The 22,170-nt window shown below is 72.5% G+C and carries 20 protein-coding genes; 2 read left to right on the plus strand and 18 right to left on the minus strand.

Features of this window, described 5'->3' with window-relative positions:
- From ACZ5NH_RS25370 to ACZ5NH_RS25400, 7 genes are all read right to left on the minus strand, one after another.
- Window positions 1-258 (minus strand): gas vesicle protein GvpG, encoded by a 258-nt coding sequence (locus ACZ5NH_RS25370; protein WP_468778294.1) that lies wholly within the window; start codon window positions 256-258, stop codon window positions 1-3.
- Window positions 259-317: 59 nt separating this feature from the next.
- Entirely contained in the window at window positions 318-1,088 is a 771-nt protein-coding gene (locus ACZ5NH_RS25375; RefSeq protein ID WP_468778295.1) for a GvpL/GvpF family gas vesicle protein, read from the minus strand.
- Complete coding sequence (locus tag ACZ5NH_RS25380) at window positions 1,085-1,504, minus strand: gas vesicle structural protein GvpA (RefSeq protein WP_468778297.1); 420 nt, start codon at window positions 1,502-1,504, stop codon at window positions 1,085-1,087. The genes ACZ5NH_RS25375 and ACZ5NH_RS25380 overlap by 4 nt, the downstream gene beginning before the upstream one ends.
- A gap of 63 nt (window positions 1,505-1,567) precedes the next feature.
- Window positions 1,568-1,945, minus strand: coding sequence for a gas vesicle protein GvpO (locus ACZ5NH_RS25385; RefSeq protein WP_468778299.1), 378 nt, complete (start codon window positions 1,943-1,945; stop codon window positions 1,568-1,570).
- Window positions 1,946-2,051: 106 nt separating this feature from the next.
- Entirely contained in the window at window positions 2,052-2,987 is a 936-nt protein-coding gene (ligD, locus tag ACZ5NH_RS25390) for a non-homologous end-joining DNA ligase (RefSeq protein ID WP_468778301.1), read from the minus strand.
- Window positions 2,984-4,831, minus strand: a complete 1,848-nt coding sequence (locus tag ACZ5NH_RS25395; protein ID WP_468778303.1) for a transketolase — start codon at window positions 4,829-4,831, stop codon at window positions 2,984-2,986. The genes ligD and ACZ5NH_RS25395 overlap by 4 nt, the downstream gene beginning before the upstream one ends.
- Before the next feature lie 40 nt (window positions 4,832-4,871).
- The gene (locus ACZ5NH_RS25400; protein WP_468778305.1) at window positions 4,872-6,428 is read right to left on the minus strand and encodes an NAD(P)/FAD-dependent oxidoreductase; all 1,557 of its coding nucleotides are present in this window, start codon (window positions 6,426-6,428) and stop codon (window positions 4,872-4,874) included.
- 186 nt (window positions 6,429-6,614) lie between these two features.
- On the opposite strand from ACZ5NH_RS25400, the gene ACZ5NH_RS25405 reads away from it, so the two are divergent.
- Window positions 6,615-7,571, plus strand: coding sequence for an LLM class F420-dependent oxidoreductase (locus ACZ5NH_RS25405; protein WP_468778307.1), 957 nt, complete (start codon window positions 6,615-6,617; stop codon window positions 7,569-7,571).
- 2 nt (window positions 7,572-7,573) lie between these two features.
- On the opposite strand, the gene ACZ5NH_RS25410 is transcribed toward ACZ5NH_RS25405, so the two are convergent.
- Window positions 7,574-8,014, minus strand: coding sequence for a phage holin family protein (locus tag ACZ5NH_RS25410; protein WP_388633780.1), 441 nt, complete (start codon window positions 8,012-8,014; stop codon window positions 7,574-7,576).
- A gap of 81 nt (window positions 8,015-8,095) precedes the next feature.
- On the opposite strand from ACZ5NH_RS25410, the gene ACZ5NH_RS25415 reads away from it, so the two are divergent.
- The gene (locus ACZ5NH_RS25415) at window positions 8,096-8,443 is read left to right on the plus strand and encodes a VOC family protein (RefSeq protein ID WP_468778309.1); all 348 of its coding nucleotides are present in this window, start codon (window positions 8,096-8,098) and stop codon (window positions 8,441-8,443) included.
- Window positions 8,444-8,448: 5 nt separating this feature from the next.
- Here the strand turns inward: ACZ5NH_RS25415 and ACZ5NH_RS25420 are convergent, their stop codons facing one another.
- From ACZ5NH_RS25420 to ACZ5NH_RS25465, 10 genes are all read right to left on the minus strand, one after another.
- On the minus strand, window positions 8,449-10,410 hold the full coding sequence (locus ACZ5NH_RS25420; protein ID WP_468778310.1) for a DUF5107 domain-containing protein: 1,962 nt from the start codon (window positions 10,408-10,410) through the stop codon (window positions 8,449-8,451).
- A gap of 69 nt (window positions 10,411-10,479) precedes the next feature.
- On the minus strand, window positions 10,480-11,031 hold the full coding sequence (locus tag ACZ5NH_RS25425; RefSeq protein ID WP_468778312.1) for a GNAT family N-acetyltransferase: 552 nt from the start codon (window positions 11,029-11,031) through the stop codon (window positions 10,480-10,482).
- An 857-nt stretch (window positions 11,032-11,888) separates the two neighbouring features.
- A complete protein-coding gene (locus ACZ5NH_RS25430) occupies window positions 11,889-12,812 on the minus strand; it encodes a S66 peptidase family protein (protein ID WP_468778314.1) in 924 nt (307 codons plus the stop codon).
- On the minus strand, window positions 12,809-14,773 hold the full coding sequence (locus ACZ5NH_RS25435) for a prolyl oligopeptidase family serine peptidase (RefSeq protein ID WP_468778315.1): 1,965 nt from the start codon (window positions 14,771-14,773) through the stop codon (window positions 12,809-12,811). The genes ACZ5NH_RS25430 and ACZ5NH_RS25435 overlap by 4 nt, the downstream gene beginning before the upstream one ends.
- A gap of 3 nt (window positions 14,774-14,776) precedes the next feature.
- Window positions 14,777-16,093 carry a M20/M25/M40 family metallo-hydrolase gene (locus ACZ5NH_RS25440; protein ID WP_468778317.1) on the minus strand — a complete coding sequence of 439 codons (1,317 nt, stop codon included), beginning with the start codon at window positions 16,091-16,093 and terminating at the stop codon, window positions 14,777-14,779.
- Window positions 16,086-16,919: a M55 family metallopeptidase gene (locus tag ACZ5NH_RS25445; RefSeq protein ID WP_468778318.1), complete on the minus strand. Its 834-nt coding sequence runs from the start codon at window positions 16,917-16,919 to the stop codon at window positions 16,086-16,088. The genes ACZ5NH_RS25440 and ACZ5NH_RS25445 overlap by 8 nt, the downstream gene beginning before the upstream one ends.
- Before the next feature lie 54 nt (window positions 16,920-16,973).
- Entirely contained in the window at window positions 16,974-18,641 is a 1,668-nt protein-coding gene (locus ACZ5NH_RS25450) for an ArnT family glycosyltransferase (RefSeq protein WP_468778319.1), read from the minus strand.
- A gap of 13 nt (window positions 18,642-18,654) precedes the next feature.
- Window positions 18,655-19,671, minus strand: a complete 1,017-nt coding sequence (locus tag ACZ5NH_RS25455; protein ID WP_468778321.1) for a glycoside hydrolase family 26 protein — start codon at window positions 19,669-19,671, stop codon at window positions 18,655-18,657.
- Window positions 19,668-21,266, minus strand: a complete 1,599-nt coding sequence (locus ACZ5NH_RS25460; protein ID WP_468778322.1) for a glycosyltransferase family 2 protein — start codon at window positions 21,264-21,266, stop codon at window positions 19,668-19,670. The genes ACZ5NH_RS25455 and ACZ5NH_RS25460 overlap by 4 nt, the downstream gene beginning before the upstream one ends.
- 172 nt (window positions 21,267-21,438) lie before the next feature.
- Window positions 21,439-22,161: a methyltransferase domain-containing protein gene (locus ACZ5NH_RS25465; RefSeq protein WP_468778323.1), complete on the minus strand. Its 723-nt coding sequence runs from the start codon at window positions 22,159-22,161 to the stop codon at window positions 21,439-21,441.
- Window positions 22,162-22,170 lie beyond the last annotated feature (9 nt).

Here is a 22,170-nt window from a genome sequence, read left to right on the forward strand (position 1 = left end):
TCACGTCCCGTTGCCTGTGGTGTCGCCGGAGCGCAGCCCGGCCTCCAGCCGGTCGAGCAGTTCGTCCTCGCGTCGGTCGAACTCCTCCTCGGTGATCTCGCCGGCCTCCAGTTGTTCTTCGAGGCGGGCGAGCTCGGCCCGTACGGTGGCGGGGTCGTAGTAGATCCGTTCCGCCTCGCGGAGCACCTGCCTGACGGCCCACGCGCTGCCCCGTACAGGCGCGAACGGCAGCATCAGCACTTCGCCGATCAGTCCCACGGTGTTCTCCTTCCGTCCGGGCCGGGAGCGCTACTGCGTGTCGGCGTCCGCGCCCACCGCTACTGCGTGTCGGCGTCCGCGCCCACCGTGTGCCCCGTCGGCTCGGCCGGGCCGGGCTCGACGAAGCTGTAGGGCGGCAGCGGCCCGTTGACCCGCAGCTCCAGATGGGGGTGGCTCTTGCGAACCTGCTCGACGGCGGCGATGAAGCGATCGGCCGAGTCCCGGGCGACCAGGAACGAGACGTTCACCAGCCAGCCGGTGGACTCGGGGCCCACGCTGACCGCGGCGGCGGCCGGGGTCAGCTGGACCTGCACCTCTCCGGCGTCCTCGGCCTCCTTGGCCTTGACGGCGGCCGCGACCATCTCGCCGAGGCGGATCTTGTCGTCGTAGCTGCCTCCGCCGGAGCGGCGGTTGGCCTCGGCGAGGGCGCGCACGTCGGTGTTCTCAGCCATCACCAGACGCAGAACAGCCTCTTCGACGTGGGTGGCCTTGATGTTGTACTCGACCTTGCCGTCCAGCTCCCGCAGCCGCTCCTGATAGTGCTCCGCCCGCTCGGTGAGCACCTGGGTGACGGCGTCGTCGCTGTCCGCGACGCTGCCGAAGCGCATGGGCAGCACGCAGCCGGCCACTCCGGCCTCGGCGAGCACGTTCTGATGCGCGAGCAGGTCCCTGCGCTTGGGGCGCAGGTCTTCAGGGGCGTCACTGACGACCGCGACCAGATCACCGGCCGTCAGGAGGCGCACCGGCCGAGCCGACTCGCCGACGCCCGTCATGTCCTTGGGGAGGGCCGGGTGCGAGCGGGCGGTGATCCCGTAGACGTACGTGCTCACTCCTCCTCCTTCCGGTGCGCCGGAGCTTTACGGGCGCGCGGCCGTGACTCGCCCTGCCCTTCCTGGCGGGCCTGCTTGAAGGCGTCGGATATGGTCTCGGCGGCGCCGGACAGGGCCCCCTTGGACTTGCCGCGGGCGCCGGACTCGGTGACCTCGCCTACTAGCTCGGGCAGGCCCGGGCTCTTGCGCGGACCTGCTTCCAGGTCGAGTCGGTTGCAGGCCTCGGCGAAGCGCAGGTAGGTGTCGACGCTGGCCACGACGACGCGGACATCGATCTTCAAGATCTCGATGCCGACCAGGGAGACACGCACGAACGCGTCGATCACGAGCCCCCTGTCGAGGACCAGCTCAAGCACGTCGTAGAGGCCGCTGCTGCCGCCTCCGCCTCCGGTCTGCTGTGCCGGAACAACAGTCATGCCGGCGATTCCTCCTCCTGGGTAGTCGGTGTGCGGCTCGCGGGCCGCGGCGCGTACGGCGACCTAACGGCCGCCGCGTGCGTCGGCCCTGCCGCGTTCGTAGCGGCGGACGCGCCGGTAGCCGGTGAGCTGCCCGTCCGGGTCGAGCTCGACCTGGTAGCTCGCCATCAGGCTCATGGTGTCGGGCACTTTCACAAGTTCGAGGACCTCGACCTCCAGCGACCACCCGTCCTCCGTCTGCTCGAACGAGGACACCGACTCCGGAGCGAGGCCGGTGAGTTCGGTGAGCTGGGCGCGCGCCTGGCGCAGCACCTCGATGGGGGTCGGACGGGGGTCGTCCGTCGCGCTCGTGCCGGTTACGCTCTGTTCCTTCTGTGAGTCATGAGAGTCATGAGACTCCCGTGAACTCTGTGACTGATTGGTGTTCTTTGTGTTCGACATGGCCACCTCTCCCCTCGGGTGGCCACCACGTCCTTGGCCAAACCTCCGGGAACCATCACGCATCGCGGCCGGATCGTTATGCCTGGTGGGGAGGGGGGCTCCGGTATCAGCCACTCAGTGCTGCGAGCCGCCTGCGGGCGCCCCTCAGGGACCGGCCGCGGCCAGGCATACCGGCCCAGGGGGCCACGCGCGCCTGATCCAGGGCGTCGGCGATCTTCCAGTGACTGGCGTCGATGCCGGGATCGTTCACCTGTTCCCAGGTTAGGGGCATCGCGACCGGCGCGCCTGGCAGGGAGCGGACGGTGTACGGGGCGACGGCGGTCTGCGCGTAGGCGTTGCGCTGCACGTCGAGGTAGAGACGGCCGGCACGGTCCTCCTTGCGGACGGCGGTGGTGAGCCGGTCCGGGTGCCGTGACTCGGCGAACTCGGCGACCCCATGGGCGAACTGCCGTACCTCGTCGAAGTCGTGGCGGCCGTCGAGGGGGACGACGAGATGCAGGCCGCGCGAACCCGTGGTCATCGGCGCGGCGGGCAGGCCGAGTTCGTCCAACAGCTTCCGCAACCAGCGGGCCGCATCGCGCACCTGGGCGAAGTCGTCCTCGGCCGGGTCGAGGTCGAAGACCAGCCGGTCGGGGTGGTCCACTCCGCCGGCCCGGTCGGTGCGCGACAGCCAGCGGTGCAGGGTGAGGCAGGCCTGGTCGGCGAGGTAGAGAAGGGTGGCGGTGTCGTCGCAGACGGCATGCGTGACCGTGCCGCCCTCCTTGGGGACCTCCACGCGGGTGATCCAGTCCGGATAGTGCTTCGGGACGTTCTTCTGCATGAACCGCTCCCCGTCGACGCCGTCCGGATACCGCTCCAGCATCAGCGGACGGCCCCGCAGGTGCGGCAGCATGTACGGCGCGACGGACCGGTAGTAGTCGGCGAGATCGCCCTTGGTGTACTCCTCGGCGCCGGTGCCGCCCGGAAAGAGCACCTTCCCGGGCCGCTGGATGTCCACCGTGCGGCGGCCCGCCCGTACGGTCCGGGCGTCCGTGTCGTTCATCGCACGACCGCCTCCTCCACCAGCAGCTTGGCCGCCGCCGCGATGCCCACGGCATCGATGCCGGCCGCGTTCAGCTGCTCGTCGGGCGCGGCCGAGCCCGGCATGGTGCGCACCGCGAGCCGGACCAGCCGGGGCACGGGCCGGCCGTCGGCGAAGGCCTCCGCGACGGCGTCGCCGAGGCCGCCCTCGGCGTGGTGGTCCTCCACGGTGAGCAGACAGCCGGTCTCCTCGGCGGCCCGGTGCAGCGTCTGGGTGTCGACGGGCTTGACGGAGTACAGGTCGATCACCCGTACCCGGATGCCGTCCGCGGCGAGCCGGTCGGCCGCGGCCAGCGCCTCGGGCACGGTGACCCCGGCGGCGACGACCGTCAGCCGGTCCTCCTCGCTGGAGACGAGCGTCTTGCTGCCGCCCACCGGGAACTCCTCGTCGGGGCCGTAGATCACCGGCGTCTTGCCGCGCGAGGTGCGCAGATAGCGGATCCCTTCGAGGCCGGCCATGGCCGCCACCAGCCGGGCGGTCTGGTTGCCGTCGCACGGGTACAGCACGGTCGAGCCGTGCGCCGCGCGGAACATAGCGAGGTCCTCCAGGCCCATCTGCGAGGGCCCGTCCTGGCCGATGGCGACACCGGCGTGCGAGCCGACCAGGTTGATGCCGGAGCCGCTGATGGACGCCATCCGCACGAAATCGTGGGCACGGGTGAAGAACGCGGCGAACGTCGAGGCGTACGGCAGCCAGCCCCGCGCGGCCATGCCGACGGCCGCGGCGACCATCTGCTGCTCGGCGATGTAGCACTCGAAGAACCGGTCCGGGTGGGCCTTGGCGAACTCCTCGGTGCGGGTGGAGTCGCCGACCTCGCCGTCCAGGGCGACGACATCGCCGCGGGCGCTGCCGAGCGCGGCGAGGGCGGCGCCGAAGGCGTCCCGGGTCGCGACCTCGTCGCCCTCGTCGTAGCGCGGCAGTTGCAGCACCTCGGTCGTCAGGTTGCGCAGCGCGGCGGCGGCCGGCGGCTCGTGGACCCGGACGTGCAGCGAGCGCGGCCCGCCGAGCTCGGCGACGGCCTCCTTCGCGTCCGGCACCGGCTTTCCGTGATGGCCCTCCAGGTCCTCGACGGCGGCGACGCCCTTGCCCTTGAGGGTGCGGGCGAGGATCGCCACGGGCTGCCCGGTCGTGGACAGCGCCTCGCCGTAGGCCCGGTCGATCTTGTCGACGTCGTGGCCGTCGATCTCGACCGTGTGCCAGTCGAAGGCCTGGAAGCGGCGGGCGTAGGCGTCCAGGTCGTGGCCGTGCCGGGTGGGGCCGCGCTGGCCGAGCCGGTTGACGTCCACGATCGCGATCAGGTTGTCCAGGTGCTCGTGTCCGGCGTGTTCGGCCGCCTCCCACACCGAGCCCTCCGCCAGCTCGCTGTCCCCGCACAGCACCCACACCCGGTAACCGGTGCGCTCAAGGCGCTTGCCGGCGAGGGCGATTCCGACCCCGACCGGCAGACCCTGGCCGAGGGATCCGGTGGCCGTCTCCACCCAGGGCAGCCGCCGGGGGGTCGGATGTCCTTCGAGCCGGCTGCCGAGCTTGCGGAAGGTGAGCAGTTCGCCGTCCTCGATGGCACCGGCCGCCTTGTAGGCGGCGTACAGCAGGGGCGAGGCGTGTCCCTTGGACAGCACGAAGCGGTCGTTGGCGGGGTGCTCGGGACGTTCGAAGTCGTAGCGCAGATGGTTGGCGAGCAGCACGGCCATCAGATCGGCGGCGGACATCGAGGACGTGGGGTGCCCGGATCCCGCGGCGTCGGACGCCCGCACGCTGTCCACGCGCAACTGCTGTCCCAATTCGGCGAGTTCGGCGGTGTTCATGAGTCTCCTTGCAGTGAGTCGAGGGGTACGGCCCGCGGGGTCACCCGACGGCGGGGTCCGGGGGGTCGGTGCGCCTGACCGGGCCGGGGGCGGGGTGGTCCGGGGCGTCGGTGCGCTTGACGGGGCCGGGGGCGGGGTGGTCCCCGCGCCCGCGGGCCGGCGGTGCGCCGCCGGGTTCCGCTGCTCCGGCCTGCTCGGCTGCTTCGGCCCGATCCGGCCCGCCCGCCCGTTCCGATCCAGGCGTCTGTTCCGGTCGGTCCGGCCGTTCCGGTGCACCCGCCCGCTCCGGCCCGCCCGGTACGCGTGCCAGCTCCGGGGAGGCCGTGTCCAGGGGGACCGACCAGGACCGTACGAGGCCCAACTGGACGCCCTGGCGTGGCAGAACGGCGTCCAGCAGCCAGTCGGCGGCCACCCGCACGCGGTTGCCGGGCAGCGCGGCCAGGTGGTAGCCGCGGGTGACCGCACCGGCCGCCGGCCCGGACAGCGGGATGCCGAACGGGTTGGCGGCGGCCTGGATCCCGCCGAGGTCGACGGCGAAACCCAGGTCACGATGGCGGTAGGCCCGCCGGCGCCGGCCGAGGCCGAGCGAGGCCGCCACGTTCTCCCCGGCCACCCGGCCCTGCCGCCACGCGTGCTGGGCCGTCATCGGCGTGAACTTCCCCGGTTGCTCCAGGTCCGGTACGGCGGCCGCGTCCCCGCAGCCGAACACCTCCGGCCGGCCCGGCACCTGCAGATACGGGTCGACGATCAGCCGGCCCTTCTCCAGCGGCTGCCCGACCGCCTCCACCAGCGGGTCGGGCCGTACCCCGACACACCACACCAGCGACCGGGACGCGACGAACTCGCCATCGGTGAGCAGCACCCCGTCATGAGTGGCCTCCTTCACCGACGTGCCCATCCGTACGTCGACACCGCGCGCCCGCAGCACCCGGTCGGCCGTGCGGGACAGCCGCTCGTCCATCTCCGGCAGCACGCGCGGCGCCACGTCCAGCAGCATCCAGCGCGGCCGGAACCTGGCGGGCAGCGGATGCCGGCGGGCCAGCCGGTCGGTGAGCAACTGCATCTGCGCGGCCACCTCGGTGCCGGTGTAGCCGGCGCCGACCACGACGAAGGTGCAGCGGGCCGCGCAGGCCTTCGGGTCGTCCTCGCCGGCGGCCAGCTCCACCTGCCGGGTCACGTGGTCGCGCAGGTACAGCGCCTCGGGCAACCCGCGGAAGCCGTGCGCGTGCTCAGCGACCCCGGGGATGGGCAACAGCTTGTTCACGCTGCCGACACACAGCACCAGCCGGTCGTAGTTGAGGGTGCCGATGCCGCCCTCGGGGTCGGAGTAGTGGACCGTACGGCCGTCGAGGTCGACATGGTCCGCCTCGCCGAGCACCATCCGGACCCCGTGCAGGGTGCCCGGCAGCGACACGGTGACCCTGCGGGCCTCAAGGATGCCTGCGGCGACCTGGGGCAGCAGCGGCAGATACAGGAAGTAGTCGGTCGGGTTCAGCAAGGTGACGTCGGCCCGGTTCCGGGTCAGCCGGGCCACTGTGCGGGCAGCCCGGTATCCGGCGAAACCGGCGCCGACGATCACTACGTGAGGTCGGCTCACGGTGCGCCTCCGGCGGTGTGGCTCGTCCGAGGTTTTCCGCGTAACCGGGGCAGCGGCACCCAAACGCAGGGCGGGTCACCCGTACGCCGGTCGGAGCACCCGAACGCCGCGCCGCGCGCCCGGCGCCGGTTACCCGGCCCCGGACCGGATCACACGGCATCAGCGCCGCCCGCGCGGAGGTTTCCCATGCCCGAGTACGGCTATTTCCTGGCGAGCGAGGAGCACAGCCCCGCCGACCTCGTCGAACAGGCCCGGATGGCCGAGCAGGCCGGGTTCCGGGCGCTGTGGATCTCCGACCACTTCCACCCGTGGAACGACGCGCAGGGGCAGAGCGCCTTCGTGTGGTCGGTGATCGGCGCCCTGTCGGAGGCGGTCTCGCTGCCCATCGAGACGGCGGTGACCTGTCCGACCGTGCGGATGCACCCGGCGGTGACGGCACAGGCCGCGGCGACGAGCGCGGTGATGACCGAGGGCCGTTTCCGGCTGGGCGTCGGCACGGGTGAGGCGCTCAACGAGCACATCCTGGGCGACCGCTGGCCGCCGGTGCATGTGCGCCTGGAGATGCTGGAGGAGGCCATCCAGGTGATGCGCCGGCTGTTCACCGGCGAGGAGGTCAACCACCGCGGCACGCACTACACCGTGGAGAACGCCCGCCTCTACACCGTGCCCGACGAGCCCGTCCCGATCGACATCTCCGGCTTCGGGCCGAAGGCCACGTCGCTCGCCGCCCGGGTGGGCGACGGGTACATCACGATGATGCCGGAGGAGGAGATGGTCACGCAGTTCCGCAAGGGCGGGGGCGGGACGAAGCTGGTCAGCGGCGGTACGAAGGTCTGTTACGGCACCGATCGCGAGGAGTGCGTCCGTACGGTGCGCCGGCTCTGGTACAACGAGCTGCTGCCCGGCGAGATGGGGCAGGTGCTGCCGTCGCCGCGGCACTTCGAACAGCTGCGGGAGCTGGTCACCGAGGACATGGTGCGGGAGAAGGTCGTGTGCGGGGACGATGCCGACCAGTATGTGTCCACGCTGAGGGCGTTCGCCGACGCCGGGTTCGACCGGGTGTACGTGAACCAGATCGGGACCGAGCAGAAGGGGTTCTTCGACTTCTACCGGACCAAGGTGCTGCCGCGGCTCGGCGGGTGAGGTCAGGGCTGGTTCGGTGGGTTGCCGGGTGCCTGGTGGCCGGTGCCCGGGGGCTCCTTCGGGACAGGGGGGTACGGCACGCCCAGGCCGCTCGGCGGGCCGGCCGGCGGGGTGCCGCCGATGACGCGGGACGGAGGCGCGGGGTGGCTGTGCCTCGGGTGGGCGGCGCCGCGCAGGGCGTAGGCCACCACGCCCAGGATCGCCGCCGTGATCAGGGCGGCGCCCCAGCCGGGCAGGGCGGTTGCCAGGGCCAGGCCCACCGCGAGGGCCAGCGCGGCCCCCGCGTACAGGGCGGCGGCGCCGGACGCGGCGTAGAGCATGGCGGTGCGGCGCCGCTTGCGGGTCTGCTCCCGCAGTTCGTCGCGTACCGTCTCGCGTGCCACCTGTGCCAGCTCTTCGACCAGCTGTTTGTCCAGATGTTCCAGGTGATCCAAACGGTCCATACCCTCCGGGTACCCGTCGGACACGGCGGGTAACGCGGGCGCCCCTGCACGCCCTCGCCCGCCCCAACTAGGCTCGGACGCATGGAGATTCTGGGCGCCTCGCTGCGCATCTGCGTAGCCGACCTCGATACCGCGATCCCCTTCTACGAGCGGCTGGCCGGCGGCAGAGCCCTGCGCTTCGAGCGCGGCGGGGTCCAGGTCGCCGCGATCGGCTCCTTTCTGCTGATGAGCGGCCCGGAGGCGGAGCTGGACATCCTGCGCAAAGTGGCGGCGACCATCGCCGTGGAGAACGTGGACGAGGCGCACCGGCTGCTGACGGACCTCGGCGCCCGGATCATCGCGGGTCCGGTGCCGACCCCGGTGGGCCGGAACCTGCTCGCGATGCATCCGGACGGGTCGGTGTTCGAGTACGTCGACCAGCAGGGCTGAGCCGGTCAGACCGCGTCGGGGCGCATCCGGAAGTCGTACCGGTCGGGCAGCGGCTCGTCGGTGAGCCGGGCCCAGAGGCGGCCCAGCGCCTCCTCTCCCTCCCGCAGGTCGGCGACCTCGAACCCCGCGTCGAAGACGGCCCGCGCCTCGGCGGTCCGTCCCTCGGCGAGCAGCAGTTCGGCCTCCAGCAGCCGGAAGCGTCCGCGCGCGCGGACGGCGGGCAGCAGCCGGTCCCAGACCGTCCGGGCGTCCGCCGTCCGCCGCACCGTCAGCAGTGCCCGCAGGGTCTCCCGGCCGAGCGCGGCCACGGCGGCGGTCCAGGTCTCGCCGTCGTCGCGCCGCTCGCGGCACAGGTCGTCGAAGGCGTCCGCGTAACGTTCGGCGGCCCGCTCGTGATGGCCGGACTCCTGGTCGGCGACGGCGAGGCAGCGCAGCAACGGCCAGAGCGACGGGGCGAGTTCAAGGCCGCGTTCCCAGCTGCGGACGGCCTGGGCGCGGTCGCCGGCGTGCCACTGGGCGACGCCGAGGTGGTACTCGGTGTGCGGGGAGGCGGGCGCGGTCTCCAGCATGTCCCGCCAGTGCGGGGCGACGAGAGTCTCGCCGGGCGGCCGTACCCGGCGCGCCTCGGGCAGGGAGCCGGTACGCAGCAGTTCCCGCCAGGGTGCCTGCTCCGCGCCGAGGGTGGACTCGGGGAACGGGGTGCCGGGGAGTTTCCAGTCGGCGCGCAGCACTTCGAGCGCGCCCCAGCCGGATCCGGCGGCCAGGACCTCGCCGGGGTCGGTGTCGGCGCAGGGCCGCCAGGCCGCGTAGGCCTCCTCGACGCGGGCGCGGGGCAGGGCGGACTCCAGCCGTTGCTCGGCGCCCTGCACGGCCCGGGTCCACTCCCCCTCGGGCGGTGCGTCGAGCGGTCCGTACGCCTCCAGCCAGGACACCTCGTTCTCGGCCTCCAGCCGGACGTGTTCCAGCTGGGTGCGGGCGAGGCCGGCCTGGATCTCGCAGTAGCCGCCGGTGCCGGGTTCGGTCAGCCACTCCTGCCAGCGCCGGCCGCCGGGCAGGTGGCCCCACACGAAGAGCTTGCGGCCGCGCAGGGCGTCGGTGGAGGTCTGCACCAGTCCGTGGCCGTCGGTGTCCAGCGCGGCGATCCAGCGGCGGCGGCCCTCCGGCACCTCGTAGAAGTAGTCGGCGGCGTACGGGCTGTTGAGGGGATAGGTGCGGTCGATGCCGTCGTAGGACGGGACGGGCACCCGGCGCAGCCGGCGCTCGTAGCTGAAATGCCAGGCCTCCTCCGCGGGGGCCAGGACCCGGCACTCCTCCGGCACCGCGATGTTGGACCACCAGTAGGTGGGCACCGGGCGCTCGTGGGGGTTGCGGACGCGGACGCCGACGTAGAGGAAGTCGGAGCCGTCGGGCAGCCACAGGTCGACCTGGAAGGGCAGGTCGCGCAGCCGCTCCCACTCCCACAGACGCAGCATCTCCCCGCCGTCCGGGGCGGGGACGCGGGCGGCGTGCAGGGGGGCGCAGGAGAGGGTGGTGTGGCCGGTGGCGCCGATGTTCCACTCGATGCCGCCGGAGTACCAGGCGCCGTTGAGGGCGAAGTTGGCGGGCTGGAACACCGGGTTGCGGTAGAGGAGTTCGCGCCCGGTGGGCAGGTGGAGCAGGGAGGCGATGCGACCGCCGAGGCCGGGCAGGACGGTGGCGCGCAGCCGGTCGTTCTCGATCACCAGGGCGTCGAGGGCGCGGGGCTCGCGGGTTCCGTCGTAGCCGTCGCGGATGCGGACCGGGAGCAGGCTGCGCAGTGGCTCGTACCCGAGCTGGCGGGCCATGTCCCGGGGCATGCCGTCCCGGTCGCGGTCGTCGATGCGGTGGACCTCGTCGAGCGGGCGGAGTGGGGGCAGGGGGTTGTCCGGGCCCAACTGCCCGGCGGGCAGCGTCAGTACCTCACGTCGGATCCTCGTCACGATCACCATGGAACCCGGCGGCGCGGCACTCGGCCAGGGGACCTGCTGGTCAGGATTGCGCAAAGGCGGCCGCGGCGGTCAGCGGGCGGGGCGCATCTCGGCGGTGAGCGCCCAGCGTTCGTGGTCGCGCCAGGCGCCGTCGATGTAGAGCATGGCCGGGGAGAACCCCTCCAGCCGGAAGCCGGCGCCGCGGGCCAGCGCGATGGACGCGGTGTTCTCGGGCTGCACGTTGATCTCCAGCCGGTGCAGCCCGAGCGGGCCGAAGGCGTACCCGATGACCAGGTCGAGGCCCTCGCCCATCAGCCCGCGCCCGGCGGCGTGCGCGAAGGCCCCGTAGCCGAGGGCACCGCACTGGAAGCCGCCGCGCACGATGTTGTTGATGTTGATGTAGCCGGCGATGTCCCCGCTGTCCTTCTCGCACACCAGGAAGCCGGCCTTCGTCGGGTCCTCGATCAGTCGGCGCGCGTAGGCGGCGTAGGCCTCGTCGTTGTCCGGCGGGAACAGCCAGGGCCGGTGCAAGTCCTTGCTCTCGCGGGTCCGCGCGGTGAACTCGGGCCCGTCTTCGAGGGTGAAGTGACGGATGGCCACGCGGGGACCCTCGGCGAGGTAGTGGGGTGCGGTGTGCGGCATCGGGCCAGGTTACGGCGTCCCCGCCCCGGCCGCCTCCGAAAGTCCACCCGCGCCGCCTCCGTAAACCCACCCGCGCCATCGCCAGGAATCCACGGGCACCGACACCTCGCGCTCCCCGCCCCGCCCCGGCTCGGCTCGGCTCCAGCAGATCAGCCTGGACCGCCTCCAGCCAATCCGCCCGGGCCGACACCTCGAACTCGCCCGGACCAGCACCTGGCATCCGCCCGGCCCGCCCCCAGCCGAACCACCTGGGCCGCCTCCTCAAACCCGCCCGGACCACTCCCGAGATCCACCCGGCCCACCCCCTCGAAGCCGCCCGAACCGCTCCCGGAATCCACCCGGCCCACCCCCTCGAAGCCAAACCGACCGACCCCCCGGAATCCACCCGACCCGCCCCTCGACGCCACCCCGACCGGCTCCCGGAACCCGCCCAACCCGCCTCTTCGGACTCGCCCGGACAGGCGGCCGGAACCGCCCAGCCCGCCCCGCGAACCTGCCCAGACAGGCTCCCGGAATCCAGCCGGCCTACCTCCTCAAAGCCACCCCGACCAGCCCCTGGAATCCACCCAGCCCGCCCCTCGACGCCACCCCGACCGGCTCCCGGAACCCGCCCACCCCACCCCCTCGACGCCACCCCGACCGGCCCAGGAATCCACCCACCCCACCCCTCGACGCCACCCCGACCGGCCCAGGAATCCGCAGCCCACCCTTTGGACACCACCCCGACCAGCCCCCGGAATCCACTCAGCCGGGCGGAGCCGCCCACGACGGGCGATCGCCGCACCCCGGTGTCCGCAGCGCGCTCGCCACGGTCACCGGCCAACTCCGCGGTTCCCGGAGGGATTCGGTGGGCGCGCTCAGCGCAGTGCCGGCTCGTCCAGCGTCAAGGTGCCCGCGTCCGCGTCGAGTTCGGCTGCCGCACCGAACGGGACGGTCAGCGCGCCCGCGCAGTGGCCGAACCCGAACTCCTCCACCACCGGTACGCCGAGCGCGCCGAGCCGGTCGGTCAGCAGTGGCCGTACCTCGGCGTAGTCCGGGCAGCGCTCCCAGGAGCCGAGCAGCACCCCGTGCACCCCCTCCAGCCAGCCCGCGCGCAAGAGTTGGGTGAGGTACCGGTCCAGCCGGTAGGTCTCCTCCCCCACGTCCTCCAGGCACAGCAGCCCGCCCGCCGCCGAGGCACGCGCGTGCGGCGTGCCGAGTTCCGCGGCGAGCAGGGACAGGCAGCCGCCGAGGGTGACTCCGCGGGCCCGGCCGGGCACCAGGGCACGGCCGCCGGAGGCGATGGTGCGGACGGTCTCCGGGGCGAACAGCGTGGCCCGCAGATGCTCCTGAGCCCGGGCGTTCTTGATGAAGTCGATGCCGGCCGCCATCGGCCCGTGCAGCGTGGCGAGCCCGAGGCGGGTGGCGAAGGCCTCGTGCAGGACCGTGATGTCGCTGAAGCCGACGAAGACCTTCGGCCCGGCCGCCCGCATGGCCTCCCAGTCCAGCAGGTCGACGATGCGTTGGGCGCCGTACCCGCCGCGGGCGCACAGCACCGCGGCGACGGACGGGTCGCACCAGGCGTTCTGCAGGTCGGCCGCGCGGTCGGCGTCCCGGCCGGCCAGATAGCCGAACTCCCCATGCCGGTCCAGTACATGGGGCGCCACGACCGGATCCAGGTCCCAGCCGCGCAGCACGTCGAGCCCCGCCTGGAGCCGCTCCTCGGGCACCGGCCCGCTCGGGGCGACGACGGCCACCCGGGCGCCCGGGGCCAGCCGCTCCGGGCGCGTCAGCTCCTTCACGTGTGCAGCTCCAGTCTCGGGACACCGGGCACGTCCAGCTTGAACACCTGGGCGTACAGTGAGAGTTCGGCCTCCAGGGCACGCACCATGGTCTCCGCCCGCCGGAACCCGTGCCCCTCTCCCTCAAAGGTGAGGTAGGCGTGGGGCACGTCCCGGCCGGCGATCCGGGCGAGGAAGCGTTCGCACTGGACGGGCGGGCAGATGACGTCGTCCAGGCCCTGGAGGAGCAGGAACGGCGCGGTGAGCCGGTCGGCATGGGTGGCCGGCGAGCGCTCGGCGTACCGGGCGGGCACCTCGGCGAGCGGGCCGATCAGCGACTCCAGGTAACGGGACTCGAAGTCGTGGGTCTCCCCCGGCCCCCAGGTGGTCAGATCCAGGACGGGATAGCTGATGGTGCCGCAGGCGTAGACGTCGGTCGTGGTCAGGGACGCGGCGGTGGTCCAGCCGCCCGCGCTGCCGCCCCGGATCGCGAGCCGGGCGGGATCGGCGGTGCCCTCGTCGGCGAGGGCGCGGGCGACGGCCGCGCAGTCCTCGACGTCGACCACGCCCCACTGTTCGCGCAGCCGCTCGCGGTAGGCCCGGCCGTATCCGGTGGAGCCGCCGTAGTTCACCTCGGCGACGCCGATGCCGCGCGAGGTGAAGTACGCGATCTCCAGGTCCAGCACGAGCGGCACCCGGCCGGTGGGGCCGCCGTGCGCCCAGATGACGTAGGGCGGCAACTCGCCGTCGGGCGCGGTGTGCTGGGGGTGGTGCGGCGAGTAGACGTGGGCGTGCACCTCGCGGCCGTCGGGGCCGGTGAAGACGCGGATCTGCGGCTCCGGGTAGTACGCGGGGTCCACGGCGTCCCGGTGCCGGGCGCCGATCGCGCGGGCCCGGCCGGAGACGGTGTCCAGCTCGACCACCTCGCAGGCGGTGCGCGGGCTGGCCCCGACCGCGACCACCCGCGCGCCGTGGGCCGCGAGATGGGCCGAGAACTCGGTCCACGGTCCGGCGGCGTCGACGATCTCTCCGGATTCCGGATCCAGGATGCCGAGCACGGTCGGCCCCTTGCCGTGCACGACCGCGATCAGCCCGTTGTCCAGCGGCGCGAACCAGCGCAGGCCGAGCTGCCACAGGGGCCCGCCGAACTCCTCGTCGCGCGGGCACAGCGGGGCGCCGTCGCGGTAGAGGTTCCACCAGCCGCTGCGGTCGCTGCTGTACAGGAGCCTGCCGTCCGCGGCCCACTCCACCTGCGCGACGGCCTCGCCCGGTCCGCCGGCGACGGTACGCGCGTCCCGCAGCGTGCCGTCGTCGGCGACATCGGCCACGAGCAGTTCTGTGCCGTCCCACGGCATGCGCGGATGGTCCCAGGCGAGCCAGGCGGCGCGGCGGCCGTCGGGGGCGAGGCGCGCCCCGGTGACGAACCGGTGCCGGCCGTCGCTGAGTTCCCGGACGGCGCCGCGGTCCTCGGCGGCCGAGCCGTCCAGCGGTACGGCGGCGATCACGCGCCGCACGTCACCGGGGCCGTACCCGGTGAACTCCTCCAGCACGCACCACACTTCACCGCGCTCCAGGTCCACGCGCGGTTCGGCCCACCGCAGCCCGCCGCCCACGGGCGACACCGGGGTCAGCGGGCGCGGCTCGCCGCCGGGTTCGTACCGGTAGAGCCGCTGGTCGGTGAAGTGCACGAAGACGACCAGGGGTTGCCCGTCGCGTACCACCCCGGCCCAGGGCCGGCCGCCGTACTCGATGACCCGGCTGCGCACGTTCCAGGGCGCGGGCAGCACGGACTCCTCGGTCCCGTCGGTGCGGCGCCGTATCAGGGCGCGACGGCCGCCCTCGGTCGGCCGGGGTTCGGTCCACCAGCTCTCGTCCCCGACAAAGCCCGGCCACTCCGGGCGGCCGTCGTGCGCGGCGGCCAGGGCCGCGTCGACGGGCGACGGCCAGGAGCCGTACGGCGTCTTCAGCATCTCGTCCCCCATCGTCTAGGCCGTCCGCAGGAACCGGTCGAGCACCCGGACGCCGAAGTGCAGCGCCTCGACCGGCACGCGTTCGTCCACGCCGTGGAACAGCGCCTGGTAGTCGAGGCCCTCGGGCAGCTTCAGCGGGGCGAAACCGTAGCCGGTGATGCCGAGCCGGGAGAACTGCTTGGCGTCCGTGCCGCCGGACATGCAGAAGGGCACCACGTGCCCTTCGGGCGCGAACTCCTCTACGGCGGCCCGCATCCTCGCGTAGGTCGGCGAGTCCACCGGCGCCTGAAGGGCCACCTCCCGGTGCGCGTACTCCCAGCTCACGTCCGGGCCGGTGAGATGGTCGAGGGTGGCGGCGAACTCCTCCTCGCCGCCCGGCAGATAGCGCCCGTCGACGTAGGCGACCGCCTCGCCGGGGATCACGTTCAGCTTGTAACCGGCGTCCAGCATGGTCGGGTTGGCGCTGTTGCGCAGGGTGGCCTCGACCAGCTTGGCCGCCGGGCCGAGTTTCTCCAGCAGCAGGTCCACGTCCGTGAGGTCGGGCTCGACGCCGTACAGTGCGGCGAGTTCGGTGAGCGCGGCCCGTACGGTCGGGGTGAGTCTCAGGCGCCACTCGTGCTCGCCGATGCGGGTGACGGCGGCGGCCAGCCGGGTCACCGCGTTCTCCTTGTTCACCTTGGAGCCGTGCCCGGCCCGGCCGCGCGCGGTGAGCTTCAGCCAGCCGGTGCCCCGCTCCCCCGCCGCGATCGGGTAGAGCTGCCGGCCGGCGCCGTCGTGGAAGGTGAACGCGCCGGACTCGCTGATGCCCTCGGTGCAGCCCTCGAACAGCTCGGGATGCCGGTCGGCGAGGAACCCGGAGCCGTCCTCGGCGCTGGCCTCCTCGTCGGCGGTGAACGCGATGACGAGGTCCCGGCGCGGCCGTACGCCCTGCCGGGCCCAGGAACGGACGACCGCGAGGATCATCGCGTCCATGTTCTTCATGTCGACGGCGCCCCGCCCCCACACCACGCCGTCGCGGATCTCGCCGGAGAAGGGGTGCACGCTCCAGTCGGCGGCCTCCGCGGGTACGACGTCGAGGTGACCGTGGACCAGCAGGGCATCGGCGGAGGGGTCGGTGCCCTCGATCCGGGCGACCACATTGGCGCGGCCCGGCGTCCGCTCCAGCAGCAGGGGTTCCAGTCCGGCCCCGGCCAGCCGCTCGGCCGCGTACTCGGCGGCGGGGCGCTCCCGGCAGTCCCCGCCGCCCCGGTTGGTGGTGTCGATGCGGATCAGACCGGAGGTGAACTCCACTACCTCGTCCAGCGCCTGCTGGTCGGCCGGCCTCTCAGCCATACTGCTCCTCCACGGCGGCGGAGACGATCGTGGTGACCGCCTTGAACGTCCGGATCCCCTCGTACATCGTGGCGCTGGTGTACGCCACCTTCCGCTCCCCGATCCGGGCGACCCCGGGCACGACGGTCGCGGCCATCGCCAGGTGCTCGGCGTCGAACTCCACGGCGACCGTGAACGGCCCCGCGCCGACGGGCTCGTGGCGCACCGCCAGCCGGGCTGCCTCCTTGGCGGCGGCCCGGATGTCGCCGGCCGTACGCGCGGGCGTCCGGCACACCGCCGCATACCGGGACACATGGTCCTTCACCGCTACCTTCAGCGCCTCCGGCGCGTACCCGAGCGCGTCCTCGCAGGCCACGTCGTCCCCGGTGACCAGGACGACGGGGACGCCGTACTCGGCCACGACCCGCGCGTTGAGCAGGCCCTCGCTGGCGCGGACGTCGTTCAGCCACACGCCGGTGATCTGGTTGGCGAGGTAGGTGTGGGCGAGGACGCCCTCCATGCCGGCGCCCGCGTGGTAGCCGACGAACGCGATGCCGTCGACGTCGCCGTGCTGCACCCCCTCCACCATCGACAGCGACTTGTGCCGCCCGGTGAGCATCTCGACCCGCTCGTCGAGCCGCTCCAGCAGCAGGTTGCGCATGCTCCAGTGGGCCTCGTTGACGAGCACCTGGTCGGCGCCGCCGTCGAAGAAGCCCTCGACCGCGGCGTTCACGTCCGAGGTGAACATCGACCGGCACCGCTCCCACTGCGGCGTCCCCGGCAGCACGTCGGCCGGCCAGGTGACGCCCGTGGCCCCCTCCATGTCGGCACTGATGAGGATCTTCATGGTGGGTCACGTTACGCGCCGCAGAGCGGCCGGGCTACGACTCGGAGCGGCCGGTCACTGAGTGCTCTGCTGCCGGACCCAGATCTCGAAGTGCCCGGCGCCCGTGGAGGTGCGGTACGGCAGCGAGCCGGTGAGGCGGTAGCGGCCGGTGATGCGCATCTCCTGGCGGACGGCCTCCTCGGCCGGGGCGAGGCCGCCGGAGTAGTCCAGCACCACGCCGTCGAAGTAGCCCTCGCGGACCGCCGCGCGATAGCCGGGGACGCCCGTCAGGCGGCGGCCGTCCCTGGTCCTGTAGTCGATGAAGAAGAAGGACAGCCAGTCCTGGTAGTGGGTCCTCCGCGCGCGGCTGAGGTAGTACACCGGGCCCTCCTTCGGATCGCCCAGCCAGTGCTGGCCGGGGCGCACGGTGTAGGAGAGCTGCGGGATCAGATAGCGGGTGTCGGGCCAGCTGCCGAAGGAGGAGGCGGACTGCGACAGACCCAGGGTGAGGGCGAGCACGCCGATCGCGATGGCCCACTGGGGGAACTTGAAGTGGGCGCCCATCAGCCGCGTCACGCCGACGCCCGCCATCGGCGCGGCGAAGAACAGGCCGAAGCCGACGTGCTTCTGCAGGGAGGTCTCGGTCTGCAGGTGGATCTGGTAGGCGGGCGCGAGCAGCGCGGTGCCGGTGAGCAGCACGCCCAGGCAGGTACGCCAGCGGCGGCCCGGCACGGCCCGGCGCCAGCCGGGTATCTCGGCGAGGCGGGCGGTACGGGCGTAGGTGACCGTGCCGACCAGGGCGACGGCGACCAGCAGCCCCGCCCAGCGCGTGGAGTCCTGGAGGATCTGCCAGGCGGGGGTGTCGCCGTGGGCTCGGGCGGTGGTGGTGCTCTGGATCGCCGACAGATAGCCGCTGGCCACCAGTCCGCCGCCGAGCAGGGCGAAGGTGGCCGCGCCGAACAGGGCGCCGCGCAGCAGGGCCCGGCGCATGTAGTGGTCCCGGTAGGCGGCGAGCACGTACAGGAGTGCCAGGGTGGGCAGGAACAGCGCGGAGGCGTACTTCACGCCGACGGCGAGCGCGGCGATCGGGGCGACGGCCGCGGCCCACGCCCAGTGCCGGGGTGCGATCACCACCAGCAGCCAGGCGGTCAGGGCCAGCAGACAGACCGCCATCGCGTCGTACGTGGCGAAGTGGCCGAGGAACAGCGTGGGCATGGAGACGGCGAACAGGGCGCTCGCGCACAGTCCCGCACGCTCGTTGAACAGACGGCGGGTGAGCCCGTACAGACAGGCAGTGACCGTCAGCATGAACAGCAGGCTGAGCGCGCGCACCCCGGCGAGGCCGAGCACGGAGTCCACGGCGGCGGCGAGCACCGGGTACAGCACGGGCGCGCCGGAGAAGTAGCTGCCGAAACCGCCGTAGTTCGGCGCTCCGTGGAAGAGGCTGCCGATCTCCACGTGCCCGGCCCAGATGTACAGGGCCTCGTCCTCGAAGGCGGAGTTGGCGAGCCGCAGCGACAGGGCGGCCTGGACGACCAGGACGGCGGCGAGCATGGCGAGGGCGACGGTGCGGCGGCGCCGGCCGGTGTCGGCGGCCCAGCCCATCAGTGCGGGCGGCGGCAGCGTCCAGCCCGGCAGCGGCTGTTCGACGAAGGAGAAGCCGGGGTCGGCCTGCGGCGGTGGCGGCGGCAGAACCCGCAGTTGCAGGGTCTCCTCGTGCACCGGGGGGTGCGTGTGGCTCATCGGCGTGTCTTGTCTACTTCAGGGCGGCGAGGTCGAGGTCGTAACGGGGGTTCCGGGCGGCCCGTCCGAACGCGGCGAGCGTCTCGGGGCTGCTGTCCACCCGCCAGTCCGTCTCCTTGTTCAGGTCGAACCAGATGAAGCCCACGACGTCCGTGCGGGAGGCGACGGTCCTCAGCAGCTCGGTGATCTGGGCGCTCTTGCGCGGACCCGGCTGGGCACCGGTCTCGGCGAGCAGGAAGGGACGCCGGGTGAAGGTCCGGATCTGCCGGAAGGTGGGCCCGAACAGCGTCGCGAAGTCCTGGGCGCCGGTGCGGGCGTAGTAGCCCACCACGCCGACCCAGTCGACGTACCCGTCACCGGGCCAGTACGGCTTGAGGGCCACCCGGGGCACGGGGTTGACGATGTTCGGGCTCCACACCCAGATGACCGTCGAGACGCCCTCGTCCTGGAAGACATCGTGCACATGGCGCCAGGCCCTGACGAACTGGGCGGCGGTGGCCTTGTTGTGGCCCCACGGGTACCAGTTGCCGTTCATCTCGTGCGCGAGGCTGATCGCGACGGGCACGTTGAGGGCGCGCAGGGCGTGGGCGGTGTCCTTGATGTACGCGTCCTGGCTGCCGTCGGCGATCTGGGCGAGGGTGGCCTTGTGCGGCTCCCAGGCGATGTAGGGCAGCTGGCCGTTGTCCCACACCGCGCGGGTCTGGTCGGTCTGCAGCTCGTCGCCCCAGCCGAGGTAGTACTCCAGCATGGTCGGAGTGCGGCCGACCTGGGAGGCGTACCGCCGCACGGGGCCGAGATCCTTGGGGACGCCGTCGAAGGTGGCGCCGAAGTACTTGTTCCTCGGGTGCAGCAGGGGGGTGACGTCGTAGGGCTGTGCGGGGATGTACGTCGTACCGCCGCCGGACACGGACGCGGCGGACTGGGCGCCGTTCCCGCCGGCGCCGATGGGGGCCGGGCCCATGCTCGCGCAGCCGGCGAGACAGAGGACGGCGGCCGGCAGGACCGTCCACATCCTCATCAGGGCCTTCACGCGGTCACCTCCTTCGGCTGGAGCAGCACCCGGACGACCGCGACCGCGTAGAACAGGCCGGAGGCCAGCATCAGGGCGAAGTTCTCGGGGTGGGCACCGCTCATCCGCCACACGGCGAGGGCCGGCCACAGCACCGCCGTCGGCGCGCTCCACAGCCACATGCCGCCCCAGAAGCGGCGGGTCTTGTTCTTCTTCGCGCCGCTCGATCCGGTGGGCTGCCAGCCCATGGGGCGGCGGCGTACGACGTCCCAGATGGCGAAGACGTGCGCCCAGCCGTACAGCACGCGGGTCGCCCAGGCCTCCAGCCGGTACGGGTTGCGGTGCCACAGCGGGTAGACCACGGTCAGGTACAGCATGCTGGGCAGGACCATCCAGTAGTTGGTCGCCTGGAGCTGGTCGGGGTAGTGGATCAGCAGGGTCAGCGCGATCAGCGGGGTGGTGAAGGTGAGCAGGGCCGTCTCGATGTAGTAGACGAAGCCGGAGATGTAGCACAGGCGGCTGGCGAAGCGCATCTTCACCTGCCAGAAGTCCCGCAGGCTGCCGAGCATGCTCATCGAGGCCATGCACCAGCGGTACTGCTGGTTGTAGTAGGCGCCGATGGTGTCGGGGCAGATGCCGGTGGACAGCGCGAGGGGGACGTAGCGCAGGTCCCAGCCGCGGGCGCGCAGGTCGAAGCCGGTGTGCATGTCCTCGGAGTGCTCGATGAGGCTGGTGCCGCCGATCTCGTCCAGGGCCGCGCGCCGGTACACCGCGCAGGAGCCGACGCAGATCGAGCCGTCGCTGCGCTGCCGGGAGACCTGCACCGAGCGGTAGAACAGCTCCTGCACGGCACCGGCGCCGCGCTCGATCCAGTTCTGCTGGTCCAGGACGCGGAAGTACTGCGGGGACTGGACGATGGCGCAGCGCGGGTCGTCGTCCAGGTACGGCAGCAGCTCGTGCAGCAGGTCGGAGCGCGGCACGAAGTCGGCGTCGAGGATGAGGACGGCCTCGCCGGAGGAGTTCTCGAAGCCGTGCCGGAGGTTGCCGGCCTTCTTCATCCAGCCTCGGTTGGGGCGGACCAGATGCCGGAAGCCGAAGTCGGCGGCCATGGCCGCGGCTTCCGCGCTGTCGCCGTCGTCCAGCACGAGCACCGCTACCTCGCCCGGGTAGGTGTCGGCGAGGATGCGCACATACCGCCAGGTGTTGTGAAGCACCTCGATGGGCTCGCCGCAGACGGGCAGGAAGACGTCGACGCTCGGGTAGTGGTCCGGCTGCCAGCGGCGCACGACACGGCGATGCGCCTTCAGGTCGAAGCTGGGGGCGAACGCCTCCAGACGCATCGATATCAGAAAGCCGACCACGGCCAGCAGCAGGGTGGGCGCGAACACCCAGATCCAGGCACTGTGCCGGGCGGTGTCGGCCTGGCTGAGCAGCACACACACGAACCCGATGAAGGAGCTGGAGGTCAGCACCCAGGTGTGGCGCTTGACGTAGCTGTACTTCTCGCGTTCGTCGGGCGGAGTGGGGAGCAGCCCTTCGGGAACCGACTGCGGACGCCCCGAGCGCGGGGCACGCCGCCGCCCTCGGCTGCGTACTTCCGCCGTACGAACGGACACGGCTGAGGGCCCCCTTGCACACCTTCGGGTGATCGAGCGAGGGGAATGCTATAGGAAGGATGTTCACACAACGCACACGCCGTCGCCATATCCGGACCGTCCCGCTCCGGTGACGCAGACGGGGTGCGCGGGACGGCGGCCCCACGCACCCCGGAAAGCCACAAAGGGGCCCTTACCGCCCACCGGCGAGGACGAACCAGCGGGCCGGCAGGTCGATGCGGGTGCCGTCGGTCAGGTACTCGGTCTGCGGCAGGGTGGTCTCGCCCTCGGCGAGGACTTTCAGACCTGCCTCGCCGAGCAGGCGCGGGATCTCGGCGTCGTCGGCGTCGGCCGGCTTGAGCCCGTGATGGAAGACGCGCTGGAGCTTGGGCCCGGGGCCGCCGTCCTGGGTCGCGGCGCGCCGGAGCACGTCCCGGGAACCGGAGGTGAGTTCGACGACGAACGCACGGCCCTCGGTGCCGATGAGAGCGGCGACGGCGGCGGCGATCGCCGGCCGCGCCTCGGGCTCGCTCTGGTGGATGACGGCCCGCATGTAGACGTTGACGTCGCCGAGGCGCTCGCGCAGGGCGCCCACGGCGTCCGCGTCGGTGAGGTCGAGCTGCTGGAACTCCACGGCGTCGTCCTGCGTGGCACGGCGGGCGTGCTCGACGGCGGAGTGCGAGAGGTCGACGCCGACCGCGCGCGCGAACCGGGTGGCGAGGTATCGGGTCTGAGTGCCGTTGCCGCAGCCGAGGTCGACGATGGTGCGCGCCGGGTCCGCGTGGAGCAGGAGGAGGGCGGTGTACGGTTCGGCGGACAGGGCGGGCTCGCAGTCCCAGATGGCGTCGCCCGCCTCGTCGGAGGTCTCGCTCCAGTAACTCTCCCAGTTGCTGCGGTACTTGTCCGAGACGTTCATGCGTTCTCC

The organism is Streptomyces sp. NPDC031426, assembly GCF_055581585.1.

Bases quoted from the DNA above. Each gene is read 5' to 3' on its own strand.
- ACZ5NH_RS25380 (WP_468778297.1), bottom strand. From the start codon at position 1,504: ATGACTGTTGTTCCGGCACAGCAGACCGGAGGCGGAGGCGGCAGCAGC.
- ACZ5NH_RS25385 (WP_468778299.1), bottom strand. From the start codon at position 1,945: ATGTCGAACACAAAGAACACCAATCAGTCACAGAGTTCACGGGAGTCT.
- ligD (WP_468778301.1), bottom strand. From the start codon at position 2,987: ATGAACGACACGGACGCCCGGACCGTACGGGCGGGCCGCCGCACGGTG.
- ACZ5NH_RS25395 (WP_468778303.1), bottom strand. From the start codon at position 4,831: ATGAACACCGCCGAACTCGCCGAATTGGGACAGCAGTTGCGCGTGGAC.
- ACZ5NH_RS25405 (WP_468778307.1), top strand. From the start codon at position 6,615: ATGCCCGAGTACGGCTATTTCCTGGCGAGCGAGGAGCACAGCCCCGCC.
- ACZ5NH_RS25410 (WP_388633780.1), bottom strand. From the start codon at position 8,014: ATGGACCGTTTGGATCACCTGGAACATCTGGACAAACAGCTGGTCGAA.
- ACZ5NH_RS25415 (WP_468778309.1), top strand. From the start codon at position 8,096: ATGGAGATTCTGGGCGCCTCGCTGCGCATCTGCGTAGCCGACCTCGAT.
- ACZ5NH_RS25420 (WP_468778310.1), bottom strand. From the start codon at position 10,410: ATGGTGATCGTGACGAGGATCCGACGTGAGGTACTGACGCTGCCCGCC.
- ACZ5NH_RS25425 (WP_468778312.1), bottom strand. From the start codon at position 11,031: ATGCCGCACACCGCACCCCACTACCTCGCCGAGGGTCCCCGCGTGGCC.
- ACZ5NH_RS25435 (WP_468778315.1), bottom strand. From the start codon at position 14,773: ATGGGGGACGAGATGCTGAAGACGCCGTACGGCTCCTGGCCGTCGCCC.
- ACZ5NH_RS25440 (WP_468778317.1), bottom strand. From the start codon at position 16,093: ATGGCTGAGAGGCCGGCCGACCAGCAGGCGCTGGACGAGGTAGTGGAG.
- ACZ5NH_RS25445 (WP_468778318.1), bottom strand. From the start codon at position 16,919: ATGAAGATCCTCATCAGTGCCGACATGGAGGGGGCCACGGGCGTCACC.
- ACZ5NH_RS25450 (WP_468778319.1), bottom strand. From the start codon at position 18,641: ATGAGCCACACGCACCCCCCGGTGCACGAGGAGACCCTGCAACTGCGG.
- ACZ5NH_RS25465 (WP_468778323.1), bottom strand. From the start codon at position 22,161: ATGAACGTCTCGGACAAGTACCGCAGCAACTGGGAGAGTTACTGGAGC.